The 13,722-nt window shown below is 53.8% G+C and carries 11 protein-coding genes; all 11 read right to left on the bottom strand.

Annotated features, from left to right (window positions below):
• Positions 1-23: 23 nt before the first annotated feature.
• Positions 24-1,691, bottom strand: a complete 1,668-nt coding sequence (locus RT52_RS03725; protein WP_034808812.1) for a ribonuclease J — start codon at positions 1,689-1,691, stop codon at positions 24-26.
• Positions 1,692-1,786: 95 nt separating this feature from the next.
• Positions 1,787-2,440 carry a M15 family metallopeptidase gene (locus RT52_RS03720; RefSeq protein ID WP_034815152.1) on the bottom strand — a complete coding sequence of 218 codons (654 nt, stop codon included), beginning with the start codon at positions 2,438-2,440 and terminating at the stop codon, positions 1,787-1,789.
• Positions 2,437-3,690 (bottom strand): lipid II:glycine glycyltransferase FemX, encoded by a 1,254-nt coding sequence (locus RT52_RS03715; protein WP_034815150.1) that lies wholly within the window; start codon positions 3,688-3,690, stop codon positions 2,437-2,439. The genes RT52_RS03720 and RT52_RS03715 overlap by 4 nt, the downstream gene beginning before the upstream one ends.
• 3 nt (positions 3,691-3,693) lie before the next feature.
• On the bottom strand, positions 3,694-5,187 hold the full coding sequence (locus RT52_RS03710; protein ID WP_245175457.1) for a UDP-N-acetylmuramoyl-L-alanyl-D-glutamate--2,6-diaminopimelate ligase: 1,494 nt from the start codon (positions 5,185-5,187) through the stop codon (positions 3,694-3,696).
• A 51-nt stretch (positions 5,188-5,238) separates the two neighbouring features.
• Positions 5,239-6,456 (bottom strand): M16 family metallopeptidase, encoded by a 1,218-nt coding sequence (locus tag RT52_RS03705; protein WP_034808818.1) that lies wholly within the window; start codon positions 6,454-6,456, stop codon positions 5,239-5,241.
• Between the two features lie 51 nt (positions 6,457-6,507).
• Positions 6,508-8,724: a polyribonucleotide nucleotidyltransferase gene (gene pnp / locus RT52_RS03700; protein ID WP_034815148.1), complete on the bottom strand. Its 2,217-nt coding sequence runs from the start codon at positions 8,722-8,724 to the stop codon at positions 6,508-6,510.
• 132 nt (positions 8,725-8,856) lie between these two features.
• The gene (gene rpsO, locus RT52_RS03695) at positions 8,857-9,126 is read right to left on the bottom strand and encodes a 30S ribosomal protein S15 (protein WP_015881433.1); all 270 of its coding nucleotides are present in this window, start codon (positions 9,124-9,126) and stop codon (positions 8,857-8,859) included.
• 124 nt (positions 9,127-9,250) lie between these two features.
• Positions 9,251-10,177 carry a bifunctional riboflavin kinase/FAD synthetase gene (locus tag RT52_RS03690; RefSeq protein WP_034815146.1) on the bottom strand — a complete coding sequence of 309 codons (927 nt, stop codon included), beginning with the start codon at positions 10,175-10,177 and terminating at the stop codon, positions 9,251-9,253.
• 15 nt (positions 10,178-10,192) lie between these two features.
• Entirely contained in the window at positions 10,193-11,101 is a 909-nt protein-coding gene (truB, locus tag RT52_RS03685; protein WP_034815140.1) for a tRNA pseudouridine(55) synthase TruB, read from the bottom strand.
• A 46-nt stretch (positions 11,102-11,147) separates the two neighbouring features.
• Positions 11,148-11,495 carry a 30S ribosome-binding factor RbfA gene (rbfA, locus tag RT52_RS03680; RefSeq protein ID WP_034815138.1) on the bottom strand — a complete coding sequence of 116 codons (348 nt, stop codon included), beginning with the start codon at positions 11,493-11,495 and terminating at the stop codon, positions 11,148-11,150.
• A gap of 18 nt (positions 11,496-11,513) precedes the next feature.
• On the bottom strand, positions 11,514-13,718 hold the full coding sequence (gene infB / locus RT52_RS03675) for a translation initiation factor IF-2 (protein WP_034815136.1): 2,205 nt from the start codon (positions 13,716-13,718) through the stop codon (positions 11,514-11,516).
• Between the last annotated feature and the right edge of the window lie 4 nt (positions 13,719-13,722).

Here is a 13,722-nt window from a genome sequence, read left to right as displayed (position 1 = left end):
CAGATGACTTTTGCCTCAATTCATTATATCTCCATGATGATCGGCAAGATCATCGGACGACGTTTCGTCTGCTCGAACAAGAAGACGCTGAGCCGCTCACGAATATTTGATTTCAATTCGGTCCAATCGCTTCCAGCTTGGAGACTCTTCTCGATTTGCTTTGTGACGATTCGGTTCGCCTCAGAAATCATCTCTTCGGACTCGCGCATATAGACGAATCCGCGGGAGATGAGCTCTGGGCCTGAAATCAATTTCTTTTGTTTCCGGTTCAACGTGACGACGCAGAGAACGACGCCATCTTGCGACAAGAGGCGACGGTCGCGAAGAACGATGTTCCCGACGTCTCCGACACCGATTCCATCAATCAAGACGTTTCCGGCCGGCACTTTACGGCTCATACGCGCTTTGCGTCCGGTGAATTCGACCACATCGCCTTTTTCAACGATGAAGATGTTGTTCGATTTGACACCGACTTGTTCCGCGAGTTTCGAGTGCGCCATTTGCATCCGATACTCCCCGTGAATCGGGAGGAAGTACTTCGGTTTGACGAGGTTGAGCATGAGCTTCAACTCTTCAGCCGAACCGTGTCCCGATACGTGTACTTTCCGTTGGTTGTAGATGACGTTCGCGCCCGAGCGGAACAAGAGGTCAATCGTTTTTGAAACCGACTTCTCATTACCCGGGATTGGTGTCGCAGCGATGACGACCGTATCATTCAAGCGAATATTCACTTGTTTATGCGCGTTCCGTGCCATCCGTGTCAACGCTGCCATCGGTTCCCCTTGTGAACCGGTCGTCAAGATGACGACTTTGTTGTCAGGCAAACGGTTCACTTGTGACAGTTCAACGAGCGTTTTTGGCTTGAAACGAAGGTAGTTCAACTTTTGGGCCACTTCGACGATGTTGACCATGCTGCGGCCGACGACCGCGACTTTCCGGTCGTTCGCTTCCGCCGCTGCGAACACTTGTTGCAAACGATGGACGTTCGAGGCGAACGAGGCGACGATGACGCGCCCTTCCGCCTGATAGATGACGTCGTTCAATTCGGCACCAACGATTGACTCCGATCCGGTTTGACCCGGACGTTCTGCGTTCGTCGAGTCTGATAACAAGGCGAGGACGCCTCGCTGCCCGATTGCGGCCAATTTATTGAAATCAGACTGTTTCCCATCGACCGGTGTATAGTCGAATTTGAAATCGCCCGTATGGACGATTGCCCCTTGAGACGTTTGGATGCAGACCCCTACGCAGTCGGGAATCGAGTGGTTGACGCGGAAGAACGTGATGAAATGATCAGCGATAGTCAATTTCGTTTTGGCGTCAATCAATCGAAGGTCGACTTCTTTAAGTAAGCCTGCCTCTTTCAATTTGAGCTCGATCAAACCGAGCGTCAACTTCGTCCCGTAGACGGGGACGTGTTTCAAATCGCGGAGCACATAACTGAGTCCACCGATATGGTCTTCGTGACCGTGCGTGATGAAAATGGCACGGACACGGTCTTTATTCTCTTTCAAATACGTAATGTCAGGGATGACGATATCAATCCCGAGCATCTCATCGCCTGGGAACATGAGACCGGCATCGATGACGAAGATGTCGTCGTCTAGTTCCACGACGTACATGTTCTTCCCGATTTCGCCTACGCCTCCAAGCGCAAAGACGCTAATGTTCTCTGTCTTCTTCTTTGACACTAACAAAAACCTCCTAGATGATTCATATTCTGGTTCGTCCACTTATCGCTATTGAATATTGTATCGGAAAACGGCTTCATTGCCAACATTTCCGTTCAATCGACTAGAGGTTTTAAAACATCGGCGAGCGGCATCGTCGCTTGTTCCCCTGGCCGCTTGCCTGCTGCGAGCTGTCGAATCGACAATCCGAAGTCCATCTGCAGGTGCGGATAGTCGGGGAAGTTACGCCAATCGCCGCCCCACTCGAATCCGAGCGCCTTGCCGAGCTCACCGAGTTCTTGCCAGTCGGGCACACCGGAACGATTGTGGTCAGATGACAAATCATAGTCGGCCCGGTTGTCATGGATGATGACGAAATCGACGGCGAGTCCATAGTTATGGTAGCTCTGTCCGGCCTTGGCGTTCGTGACGATTTGGCCAGGCTCCGATCGACCTTGCGCATAGAGCGCGTTTTGCTCGTCTTCGGAGCGATAACCGGACGTCAGGCGAACCTCGAGCCCAAGGCACGAATAAGCGAGCCGGACAAACGTCTCGCTTCGTTCCCGGACGTGCGGATGTAAGTTCGAGAAGGCGCGCTCACTCCGCTCGACAATCGGCTGCTCGGCTTGTGGTGCCCGATTGCACATCCCTGCCTCAAACGATGGCTCATCCACCCAAGGCATCGGTCCTGGACGTGAAAACGAGTACGCCAAGAAGATGCCGACGAGAAACGCGACCATCGCGAACGTCAAGACACCGGTCCACTTCATCGTCTGAACCGTTTACGGAGTCCTTTGACGAGCGGAAGTCCTTTTTCGAGGGCGAAATAGAGCAGACGATTCAAGACGAGGTCGAACTCTCCGACCTTCTCAATCATGTCACTGCCCCACCCTGACTTAAAGGCGTAAAGTCCCGCGTATTCATCATCCGGGTCCGTTTTACCAGAGACGCCGCCGAAGTCGTACCGTTCGGCTCCGCTCTCTTTTGCGGCTTGCATCATCGTCCATTGCATGAGGTGGTTCGGCATGAATTCACGGAACTCGTTCGATGACGCGCCGTACAAGTAGTACGAGCGGCGACCGGCGAGCGTCAACAGACCACCCGACAAGACGAGGCCGTCCGGATAGCGCTTGTCGAGTTCGACGAGTTCCGGCAACGCTGTCTCGATTTTTTCAATCTGTTCGCGTGTCTGTTTCTCGCGATTCGTCAAGCTCGGCCGTTTCTTCTCGACGGTCTCCTTCTCGAGCGCCCGCTCGATTTTCGCGAGCTCTCGCGTCGCTTTCTCGAGCGTATGTCGCTGTTGCTCGAGGGCAAGGCTCGGCTCGAGTTTCGTCAAGAACAGGCGGGCGTCATTCGGTTGAAGGCAGTCATACAGGTTCTCGAAGTAATCGAGTCCGCGCGTGGAAAACCCGTCCCGTTCCCCTGTCACTTTCATCAACTCGGCGAACGTCTTCAGACCGTCACGACCGACCTCGGTACAGACGATGCCTTTCTTTTCCGCGAGCCGAACGTTATAGCGGAACTTATGATGAAATTTCCCGAAAATCTCTTTCTCGCTCGGGCGCAAATCCGTCTCCATCGTGAAGCGGGGCTGTGCATAATCGAATCCGCCGCCATACCCTTTATGAATAAAACCGAGCTCGGTCATCTCCGTCATCAAGCCCGGGACTTCATCGCGGTCGATGTTCGGGTCGATTTTGATCGTGATGGCACGTCGGTCTTTCGCGACACGTTTCGCCTCTTCGGTCAATACTTTGAGCGACTCTGTGTCGTCATAGTCGACGACGAAGCCACGCGGGGCGTAACATAGCGTGAACGGGAGCTTCGGCACTTGTTTGAACAATAACAGGGCGACCCCTGTCGTCGTTCCGTTCGTCCCGACGGCGATGCGTTCTCCTGACCAACCGTTTTGACGCTTGACGCTGGCCCAACTTGAAAGTTGGAGCAAATCTCCCCGGTCATGGGCTTTGACGAAATCGTCATGCTGTTTCTCTGTCAAACTGATAGGTTGTACTGCCATAAATCATGATTCCTCCATCTTCAAGATTGTCGCTCGAACAATTTTCTCTTCATCGAGCGGTATTTTTTCGTTGCCGATGATTTGATATTTTTCGTGCCCTTTTCCGGCCAAGACGACGATGTTCGTCGGTTTCGCGAGGCTTGCCGCATATCGGACCGCTTCTTCACGGTCACCAATCTCGACGAAGTTGTCGTGCGTCATGCCTGAAGCGATGCCGCTCGTGATGGAGTCATATGCTTCAAAGCGTGGGTCGTCCGTCGTGATGACGACCGTGCCGGCGTACTTTGAGGCCATCTGGCCCATCGTCGGTCGTTTCGTCACATCACGATTGCCGCCCGTCCCAATCAAGAAGATGATGTCTTCCTTCGGGACGCCGACGAGCGATTTCAAACATTGCTCGATACCATCCGGCGTGTGGGCATAGTCAGCGTAGACGTTATAACCAGGCACGTCGAGCCGTTGCATCCGCCCTTTGGCCGGATGAATCGCCTCGAGCGCCTCAATAATCTTCGCGAGCGAATAACCCGCAGCGAGCAGACACCCTGTCGCAAGGAGAATATTGTACACGTTGAAGCGTCCGATGAACTGAACCGTCACCGGCAAGCTCTCCCCTTGATAGTGAAGATGGAAACTCGTATCAGACAACGTCTGCACGATATTCGTCGCCAAGACGTCAGCCGGGGCGTCGATGCCGTATGTCATGACACGCGCACCCGTCATCGTCTCATAGAGCTTGCTATATGGATCGTCCGCATTCAAGACGGCGACTTTGCCACGGGACGCGATTTGACCGAGCTGGGCGAAGAGCAACCCTTTCGCACGGGCATAATTATCAAACGTGCCATGGAAGTCGAGATGGTCATGGGTCAAGTTCGTGAAGCCGACGATATCGAAATCGGTGCCGATGACACGGCCGAGTTCGAGCCCGTGTGACGACACTTCCATCATGACGTCCGTCACCCCTTCGGCCTTCATCTGCGCCAACAGTTGCTGCAGTTCTGAACTTTGCGGCGTCGTGTTCTTGCTCGGTACGACCCGGTCGTTGATGCGGACTTCGACCGTCCCAATCAAGCCGGTACTATGCCCGAGCTCTGCGAGGACGTCGCGTAAAATCGTCGTCGTCGTCGTCTTCCCGTTCGTCCCGGTGATGCCGAACATGCGCATCTGTTCTGACGGGTAGCCATAAAATGCTGAAGCCAACAGTCCGACGGCTCTCGAGCTGTCCCGGACGACCAAGTTCGGTACCGGCACGTCGAGCGGACGTTCGCTGACGATGGCGACGGCACCGCGTTCAACGGCGGTCGCGGCGTAGTCGTGTCCGTCGACCGTGTACCCTTTGATCGCGACGAACAGCGTCCCGGGGACGACTTCGCGCGAGTCGGTCGTCACGTGGGTCACGTTGATGTCAGAGTTTGATAGTTGGTTAATCAATTGAATGTGTTTTGCTAAATCGGTTAAGTTCAAGTCTTTCCCTTCTTTCACCTGTATCCTGTCCAAAGTAAAGAATACCTCTTAATCAGTGTAGAGAACTTACAATTCGGTTTCAAGTCAGTCTTCGGACGGAAGGACATAAGATTTGGCAGGAGCATGGCTGAGCACTTCACGAATGAGGGCGTTCACGTCACGCGTCTCGATCCGGTCTACTTTATCGAGGACGACATCGATCGGTTCCACCTCATCTAATAGGACGAGGTTGCGGCCGTTGCGATTCATCCGCGCGCTCGTGCTCTCATTGCCGAGAACGAGCGAGCCTTTCAGTTGCCGCTTCCCTTTCTCGACTTCGTCGTCCGTCAAGCCGCTCGTCTTCAACGCCGCGAGTTCACGGTCCATAATCGACTCGACTTGGTCGAGCGTGTCTTTCGACGTCCCGATATAAATCGTGAACGTCCCGTGATCGTCGAACGTCGTATAATACGAATAGATTGAGTAGGCGAGCCCTTGTTCTTCGCGAATCGACTGGAACAAGCGGGATGACATCGTCGCCCCGATGGCGTTGTTCAGCAGGGCCAGATGCGGTAACCGGTCATCGGTCGCGGCAATCGCCTCGAAGTTCCAACAGAGATGGGCTTGCTCGGTCTCTTTTTCTTTTTTCACGACCTCGGCGTGTAGCGTCGGTACGGTCGATTCTTTCGAAGATTCCCCTGTTGGGAGACCGGCAAACCTCGCTTTAACGGCCTCGATGAGTTCATCCGGCACGTGTCCGGCAATCGACACGACGACGCGGTTGCCTGTATACCGTGTTTCCACGTATCGAAGCAACTGGTCGCGGGTGAGGCCGAGCACGCTCGACTCCGTCCCAAGAATCGGTTCGGCCAGCACGTCGTCTTGATAGACGGCCGTTGCGAGCAGTTCGTGGACGAGGTCTTCCGGTGTATCTTCATACATTTTGATTTCTTCGAGTACGACGCGTTTTTCCTTCTCGAGTTCGGCTTCATCGAAGACCGAGTTGAACAGCATGTCCGCGAGCGCGTCAAACGCGATCAAAGCGTGGTCGTCGAGTGTCTTCACGTAATAACACGTATGGTCTTTCGATGTGAAGGCGTTGACGCTACCACCGAGCTCATCGAAGAACGAGGCGATCTCTTTCGCCGACCTCGTCTTCGTCCCTTTAAATAGCATGTGTTCAATCAAATGACTGATTCCAATCTCGGACTTGTCTTCAGTGCGCGTCCCGGCTTTGATGAACACCCCGGTCGACGTGCTCCGGACGTCTGCCATCGGTTCAATGACGATGCGGACGCCGTTGTCTAATGTGATCCATTCCATCTTATCACTCCTATGAAAAAGGCCATCGCGATAGACGATGGCCAGCATGAATTAGTTTGTCGATCTTGGCGGGCGACGATCTCCGTCACGACGCGGCGGACGGCTATCACGTGGTGGGCGACTCTCACGTTGCGCTTTCCGTTTCGCTTCATAAGCTTCGCGTTCCTCCGGTGACAACCCTTCAAGGATGAGCACTTTGTGTGAAGCGTTGACGCGGCCTTTGTCATCAATCTCGGTCACGCGGACTTTGATTGTATCGCCAAGTTTGACGACGTCTTCGACGTTCGCGACACGCTCTAAGCTGAACTCTGAGACGTGGACGAGTGCGTCCTTCCCTTTGAACAATTCGACGAACGCACCAAACTTCTCAATCCGGCGGACGGTCGCGTCGAACTCTTCGCCGACGACGACTTCACGGACGATGTCACCGATGAGCGCCATCGCCATGTCGATGCCGTCTTGGTCGGTCGAGGCGATGAACACCGTTCCGTCCTGTTCGATATCGATTTTGACACCGGTCTGGTCGATGATGCTGTTGATCATCTTCCCACCTGGTCCGATGACGTCGCGAATCTTGTCCGGGTTGATCGTCATCGTGACAATCTTCGGTGCATACTTCGACAACTGCGGACGTGGCGCATCGAGCGTCTCGAGCATGTGGCTCAAGATATGGAGACGGCCCACACGCGCTTGTTCGAGTGCCTCGACCAAGATGTCGCGTGTGATCCCTGCAATCTTGATATCCATTTGAAGTGCCGTGATTCCGTCTTTCGTTCCCGCGACTTTAAAGTCCATGTCGCCGAGGTGGTCTTCGAGCCCTTGGATATCCGTGAGGACCGTGTAGTGTTCGCCTTCCATGATGAGACCCATCGCAATCCCGGCAACCGGGGCCTTGATTGGTACACCAGCGTCCATGAGGGCGAGCGTCGAGCCACAGATTGAAGCCTGTGAACTAGAACCGTTCGACTCAAGTACTTCCGACACGAGACGAATCGTGTACGGGAAATCCGCTTCCTTCGGGATGACCGGGAGCATCGCACGCTCACCGAGTGCCCCGTGACCGATTTCACGACGACCTGGTGCCCGGACCGGACGCGCTTCACCGACCGAGAACGGCGGGAAGTTGTAATGGTGCATGAAGCGTTTGTTCTCTTCGAGACCGATGCCGTCGATGATTTGCGCATCACCGATGACGCCAAGTGTCGCGACCGACATGACTTGCGTCTGACCGCGTGTGAACAAACCGACGCCGTGGGCGCGCGGCAACAAGCCGACTTCCGAAGCGAGCGGGCGAATCACGTCAGGACGGCGACCGTCAGGACGGACCTTCTCAACTGTAATCAAGCGGCGGACTTCATCTTTGACGAACTTGTTCAAAATGCCAGACACTTCTTTCAACTTGGCCGGCTCGTCCGCGAGACGCTCTTCGTAAATCGCGACGTACTTGGCGATGACTTCATTGATCGCCTCGTCACGGGCATGCTTCTCTTCGACTTGAACGGCCTCGACGATTTCAGGGCGGGCCGCTTCGAGCTCAGCTGACAACGTCTCGTCAAACTTCGACACGGTATATTCGAATTTCGGTTTCCCGACAGCTGCGACGATCTCGTTTTGGAACGCGACGAGCTTTTTAATCTCATCGTGACCGAACAAGATTGACTCGAGCATGATGTCTTCTGAGACTTCGTTCGCACCGGCCTCAACCATGTTGATGGCGTCAGCCGTACCGGCGACTTGAAGCTCGAGTTCTGTCTTTTCGAGTTGTTCCGTCGTCGGGTTGACGATGAACTCGCCATCGATGCGGCCAACCGTGGCACCGGCAATCGGTCCGTCAAACGGGACGTCCGAGATTGAAAGGGCGACCGACGTTCCGAGCATACCGGCCATCTCTGCCGAGCAGTCCGGGTCGTTTGACATGACGTAAATCATGACTTGGATATCGTGACGGAATCCATCCGGGAAGAGTGGGCGAATCGGACGGTCGATGAGACGTGACGTCAAAATCGCGTTCTCACCAGGACGACCTTCCCGACGAAGGAATCCTCCTGGAATTTTACCGACCGAATACAGTTTTTCTTCGTAGTTGACCGTAAGCGGGAAGAAATCTAAATCTTTTGGTGCTTTCGATGCGGTTACCGTGGCGAGCACGACCGTGTCACCGTAACGCACGAGCGCCGAACCGTTCGCTTGTTTCGCGAGTTGGCCGACTTCTACAGATAGCGGACGTCCGCCCCATTCTGTAGAAAATACTTGTTTCGTACCTAACATGAACATTCTCCTCTCAAACCTTATCTAGTTTATTATGTAACTCATTCCTACGAATGTCTAATGATTTTCCTTTTAAAAAAGAAGAAACGGACTAGGAACAAATGTCCCAGCCCGTCACGTGGTCCGGTCGGATTAGCGACGAAGACCAAGGCGTTGAATCAATTCACGGTAACGTGTAACGTCCTTGTTACGAAGGTACGTAAGCAAGTTACGGCGACGTCCAACCATTTTCAAAAGACCGCGACGTGAGTGGTGGTCTTTCTTGTGTGTACGAAGATGATCGTTTAATGTGTTGATTTGTTCAGTCAATACTGCAACTTGAACTTCCGGTGAACCAGTGTCACCTTGTTTTGTCGCGTATTCCGCGATGATTTCATTCTTACGTTCTTTTGAGAGTGCCATTTGCCTCTCCACCTCCAATTAAATAAAATTGCCGCGTTGCCGAGCCGACGTTGGTGAATCGATCAGCCAAGCGAAACGGTGTACTTTGCGTACCAAAATAGAATACAGGAGTCCGTGTTTAAAGTCAAGATAGGATTGAGCGGGCCGTCGTCTCGTCTTGCTTCAACTGCGCGATGAGCGAATCGAGGCCGTCGAACGCCCGCTCGTTGCGAATGAATCGGACCCATTCGATCTCAATCAATTGTCCGTATAAGTCCTCAGAGAAATCAAACAAGTGACTCTCGATTGAGACGTCGCCCGTGTCATAAAACGTCGGGCGCCGCCCGACGTTCGTCATCGCATGAAACGTCCGACCGTCACGCAACCGGACCCGCGTCGCGTACACGCCGAGCCGTGGCATGACGTAAGAGGCGTCCATGACGACGTTCGCCGTCGGGTATCCAATCGTGCGTCCGCGGGCATCTCCGTGGATGACTTCCCCACAAATCACATAAGGGGAACCAAGCAGCGTTGCCGCCGCATCCACTTCCCCGGCACCGAGCAGTTTTCGAATCCGGGTCGACGAGACTTTCTCCCCACCCTCGGTCTGTTCATTGACGACCGACGTCGTGAAGCGACCGCGGGCATGGAACGGCATCGTCTCCATTGTCCCTTCCCCGAACTTGCCATACGAATAATCAAATCCGGCCGTCACGTGGACGGCACCGGCGCCAATCAAATAGTCGTCGACAAACTGTTGCGGCGATAGGCCCGCGAGTTCTTTCGTGAACGTCAAGACGAGGCAGCGTTCGACTCCGAGCGATTCGATGCGCTTCAACTTGCGCGAGAGCGGCGTGATGTAACGCACCGCGTCCGGTTTGTTGGACAGCACTTGCTTCGGATGTGGGTCGAACGTGACGACCGTGACCGGTACGTTCAGCCGCTCCGCTTGTTCCTGCGCATGGCGAATCACGGCTTGATGGCCCGTGTGGACACCATCGAAGAATCCGAGCACCATGACCGAAGGAACAACGTCCGGCGTCTCGGGATATGTGAGATGTATCGTTTCCATACTTTCGTTTCCCCCTTAGTCGATCGTCAACATGACCTCGACTGTTGCGTCTGTCGTTCCGTCAAGCCGTCGGTAGAGGGCGAGCGGAATTCCTTCTTCATTATAGACAGTAAACAGCTCGAATTCGAGCGAGACGTCGTTCAACTTGCCGCCGTTACGGATATACCGTTCCCGGTTCGCCGCAATCGTCATCGTCGGCCAGCGTTTGATGACTTCTTCGAGCGGGATGACATAGTGCATCCGTTCCTCTACCGTCTCAAGCGCCATGAGCGTCTCAAGGCTGACTGCGGCCGCTTCATCGAACGAACCCGACATGGTTCGGCGAAGGTCGCTCATGTGCGCCGGATACCCAAGCTGTTCGCCAATTTGAACGGCGAGTGTGCGGATGAACGTCCCTTTCCCGCAGTCGACTTCGATTCGGAAACGACAGACGTTGTCATTGAACGTAAGTTCGCTCGTCCTTACGAGTTGGTGAATCTCGACCATCCGGCGCGGCCGTTCGACCGTTTGCCCTTTCCGAGCATACTCATACAGCTTCTTCCCGTTCACTTTGACGGCCGAGTAGTAAGGGGGGATCTGTTCAATCGTTCCGGTCAGCGTCTGTAGGACACGATCGACGTCTGCGGCCGTGAACGCCGTTGCCTCGACGCCACGCGCCTCGACAACTTCGCTATGGGCGTCCTCGGTCATCGTCGCCGTCCCAATCGTCACCTCGGCAACATATCGCTTCCCTTCATCCGTCAAAAAGCGTGATAACTTCGTCGCCCGACCGAGACAAATCGGCAACACCCCGGTCACTTCTGGGTCGAGGGTGCCCGTATGGCCCACTTTTTTCGTTTGGAATAACTTGCGCAGTTTGAAGACACAGTCATGACTCGTCATGCCGGCATCTTTATCAAGGATGAGTACTCCTGTCGGTTCCATGTTTTTCCCTCCACATGAAAAAGGGAGACGTGAGTCCCCCTTTCCATTATTCGCCTTTGTTCAAGTCGCGAATCAACGAGTCGATATGGCTACCATATGCGACCGATGAATCGTACGCGAACGTCAATTCCGGTGTTTTCCGAAGACGGATGCGGCTGCCGATTTCACGGCGGATGAAACCGCTCGCCTTATCGAGTCCTGCTTGCGTCTCTACCTTTACTTCAGCGTCGTCTCCGAGCACGGTATAATAGGCGGTCGCTTGTTGCAAGTCTCCCGTCACTTCGACGCTCGTGATCGTCGCGTTCTTCGTACGCGGATCGCTCACTTCACGAAGTAAAATGTCTGTGATTTCTTTACGCATCTGTTCAGCGACGCGTTGGGCACGAATGTTCATACGTGTTCCCTCCTCGCTTTATTTCCGTTCGACTTCTTTCATGACGAACGCTTCGATGACGTCTTCGACTTTGATGTCATCAAACTTCTCGACTTTAATTCCACACTCATAACCTGTCGCAACTTCTTTGACATCATCTTTGAAGCGGCGGAGCGTGTCGAGTTTGCCTTCGTAGACGACAATCCCGTTACGGATGACGCGGACACCGGCGTCACGTGAGATTTTACCTTCCGTGACGTAACATCCTGCGATCGTTCCGACTTTTGAGACTTTGAAGACGTCACGGACTTCAACTTGTCCTGTGATTTCTTCAACGAACTCTGGGTCGAGCATCCCTTTCATCGCGCTCTCGATCTCTTCGATGGCGTTATAGATGATGCGATGGAGACGCATTTCAACGTTCTCTTGTTCCGCCATAGAACGGGCATTCCCGTCAGGACGGACGTTGAAACCGATGATGATGGCGTTCGCAGCTGAGGCGAGGATGACGTCACCTTCTGTGATCGCACCGACACCTTGGTGGACGATGTTAACTTTGACGCCTTCGACGTCAATCTTACGGAGTGACCCAGCGAGTGCTTCCGCTGAACCTTGAACGTCCGCTTTGATGATGACGTTCAAGTCTTTCACTTCGCCTTCTTGAATCCGGCTGAACAAGTCGTCAAGGCTGACTTTCGCCGACTCACGACGCTGTGATTCGAGGTAACGTTGGTAACGTTTTTCCCCGATGGCCCGTGCCTTCTTCTCGTCTTCAAACACGATGAACTGGTCACCGGCTTGCGGAACGTCGTTCAATCCTGTGATTTCGATCGGTGTCGATGGACCGACTTCTTTCACACGACGACCGATATCGTTGACCATCGCCCGGACACGACCGAACGTGCTGCCGACGACGATTGAGTCTCCGATGCGAAGCGTTCCGTGTTGAACGAGAAGCGTCGCGACTGGACCACGGCCTTTGTCGAGCTTCGCTTCGATGACCGTACCGCGGGCTGGCATGTCAGGCGTCGATTTGTATTCTTCGACTTCTGAAACGAGAAGGATCATCTCGAGCAACTCGTCGATGCCTTCACCTTGAAGGGCTGAAATCGGAACGAAAATCGTTTCGCCGCCCCACTCTTCAGGAATCAATCCGAATTCAGTCAACTCTTGTTTGACGCGGTCGGGGTTCGCCCCTTCCTTGTCCATCTTGTTGACTGCGACGATGATTGGAACGTTCGCCGCTTTCGCGTGCGAAATCGCTTCTTCTGTCTGTGGCATGACACCATCATCCGCTGCGACGACGATGATCGCGATGTCCGTCACTTCGGCCCCACGAGCACGCATCGTCGTGAAGGCGGCGTGACCAGGTGTGTCGAGGAACGTGATCTTCTTGTCGTTGACTTGTACTTGATACGCACCGATATGCTGTGTGATGCCACCTGCTTCGCCGGCAACGACTTTCGTGTTCCGAATCGAGTCGAGAAGCGTCGTTTTACCATGGTCGACGTGACCCATGATCGTCACGACTGCCGGGCGTTCTTCAAGGTCATATTCTGAGAAGTCGACTTCGACCGTCTCAAAGTCGATTTCATCGACGACGACCTCTTTCTCGACTTCAAACCCGAACTCTGATGCGAGCAATTCAATCGTCTCGTCATCGAGCGTTTGGTTGATCGTCGCCATGACACCAAGACCCATCAACTTCATGATGATCTCGTTTGGCTTTTTATTCATTTTCGAGGCCAAGTCCGATACGCTCAAGACGTCCTCATACTTGATGACGTTGCCCATCTCCGCCTCTTGTGCGAGACGCGCAGCTTTCCGTTGGCTCGTCTTCGAGTTTGGATCCGCTTCTTGCGGGATGGCTGCCTTCGCCGGCTTGCCTTTCCCTTTACCGCGTTTCTTGTTGCGGTTGTCGTTCCGGTTGTTCCCACCGAAACGGTTGCTTCCGCCGCGGTTTGATTGATTGCCTTGCGGAGCAGCTTGACGCGTTTTTGGCGCTTCTTTCTTCTCTTGCTTCGGTTGCTCTTTCGGCTGTTCAGTCGCCGCTTTCGGTGCCGCTTTCTGTTCAGCCGCACGATATTTCTCAGGGTTAAAAATTCGATCCAATTGTTTCACCGATTCCTCATCTAAAACAGCCATATGATTCTTCACCGGCTTGTTCAATTTTTCGAGCTGGGTAATGACTTGTTTACTTGTTACGTTCTGTTCTTTTGCAAATTCATAGACGCGTTTTCCCAAAGCA

This window comes from Exiguobacterium alkaliphilum 12/1 (assembly GCF_000714435.1).
Classification (GTDB): domain Bacteria; phylum Bacillota; class Bacilli; order Exiguobacteriales; family Exiguobacteriaceae; genus Exiguobacterium; species Exiguobacterium alkaliphilum.
The sequence above is the reverse complement of the archived record's forward strand: the minus strand, read 5'-3'. Positions and strand labels throughout refer to the sequence as shown.

Coding starts and splice junctions, on each gene's coding strand:
- RT52_RS03720 (WP_034815152.1), bottom strand. CDS start 2,440: ATGAAGTGGACCGGTGTCTTGACGTTCGCGATGGTCGCGTTTCTCGTC.
- rpsO (WP_015881433.1), bottom strand. CDS start 9,126: ATGGCACTCTCAAAAGAACGTAAGAATGAAATCATCGCGGAATACGCG.
- RT52_RS03690 (WP_034815146.1), bottom strand. CDS start 10,177: ATGGAAACGATACATCTCACATATCCCGAGACGCCGGACGTTGTTCCT.
- RT52_RS03705 (WP_034808818.1), bottom strand. CDS start 6,456: ATGGAATGGATCACATTAGACAACGGCGTCCGCATCGTCATTGAACCG.
- RT52_RS03715 (WP_034815150.1), bottom strand. CDS start 3,690: ATGGCAGTACAACCTATCAGTTTGACAGAGAAACAGCATGACGATTTC.
- pnp (WP_034815148.1), bottom strand. CDS start 8,724: ATGTTAGGTACGAAACAAGTATTTTCTACAGAATGGGGCGGACGTCCG.
- rbfA (WP_034815138.1), bottom strand. CDS start 11,495: ATGAACATTCGTGCCCAACGCGTCGCTGAACAGATGCGTAAAGAAATC.
- truB (WP_034815140.1), bottom strand. CDS start 11,101: ATGGAACCGACAGGAGTACTCATCCTTGATAAAGATGCCGGCATGACG.